Origin of the sequence: Pseudomonas sp. GL-B-26 (assembly GCF_019947405.1) — a bacterium.
Lineage (GTDB): Bacteria > Pseudomonadota > Gammaproteobacteria > Pseudomonadales > Pseudomonadaceae > Aquipseudomonas.
This window is the reverse complement of the sequence record NZ_JAGYGJ010000106.1, coordinates 1-1,253: the sequence shown is the minus strand read 5'-3', so window position 1 is coordinate 1,253 and position 1,253 is coordinate 1. Positions and strand designations below refer to the sequence as shown.

Annotated in this window: 1 protein-coding gene; it reads left to right on the top strand. The window is 59.5% G+C overall.

What is annotated here, in order from left to right; all coding sequences use genetic code 11:
• The coding region (locus KGB23_RS30090) for an IS110 family transposase (RefSeq protein WP_223433703.1) at positions 1 to 991 on the top strand (991 nt) is incomplete at its 5' end.
• Positions 992 to 1,253: the final 262 nt, after the last annotated feature.

Below are 1,253 nucleotides of genomic sequence, written 5' to 3'. Positions count from 1 at the left end.
TCTCGGTCAGGTGTTGTTCGAGAATCGAATCAAGTCACGTGAGGCCTTTCAGGCATTTCTTCATAAGCTTCCAGCGAGCGTGACGGTGTTGGTGGAAACCGGGCCAGGCGCTCAGGCATGGGCACGATTGCTGCAGACGCAGGGTAATCCGGTCCGCATCCTGCCGGCCCAACATGTGGCCAATCATCGCAGCGGTCCGAAAAATGATCGCAACGATGCATTGGCTATCTTGCGCGCAGGCCGCGATTGCAAGATCTCAGCCGTACCGCTCAAGAGTGCGGCGGCGCTGGCGATGCAGGCTCTGCACAGGGCCCGGCAGGGATATGTACGGCGACGCACTGCGGTCGGCAATCAGATGCGCGGTTTACTGCTGGAACATGGTGTGGCTATGGCGCAGGGTGAAATGGCTATCAGCCAACTCGTGCCTCGGATAGTGGAAGATGCCACCCAGCCGTTACCCGATTTGCTGCGCGAACTCATCGCCGAATTGCTGGGTGAATGGGGTCAACTGGGCGAACGCATCAACGTGCTGACCGGTCGGCTGGAAGCGGCAGCGAAGGAGGATGAGACGGCGAAGCGGCTGATGACGGTGCGCGGCGTTGGCCCGATCATCGCCACGGCGCTGCTGGCCAAGCAGACCGAGCCTAAACGCTTTGCCAACGCGCGCTTGTTCGCCGCCTACTTCGGTTTGGTGCCCAGCCAGCACAGCAGCGGGGAGAAGGTCCGGTTGGGCAAGATGAGCAAGCAGGGCGATGCTTACTTGCGCAGTCTGACGATCCAGGGTGCCCACGCCGTTTTAAAACAGCTACGACCCGATTCACAGCAGCCGGATGACCAACGTCTCCAGCGTTGGATATCCCGCCTGGGTCGCAAGGAGGCAGCCGTGCGATTGGCCAACCGCAACCTGCGCATCCTCTGGGTGCTACTGCAAAACGACCAGACTTATCGTCGCCAGCCAGGCACTGGCCAGGAGGCGGCGATGAGTCACTGATAACAGAGTTCTGCCACCGGGGCGTTAAGCGCTCCAACCCATGCTGAAGAACATTGACCCAGGTCAGACCGTCGCGGATTGATGCCTAAGCTGCTACTGGCCCTTGAGGCCTTACTGTAATCGGCATACCACGAGCTTACCCAATGTTGGCCAGAAGCCGTTGAAGGCTTCCTCGAACAGGCCTCATACATAGATGCAACCGGGTAGCAGTGTTCAAAAAGCAGGTTGAACGTGGGGGCGAGTCCATACATAGCAGCTGGCG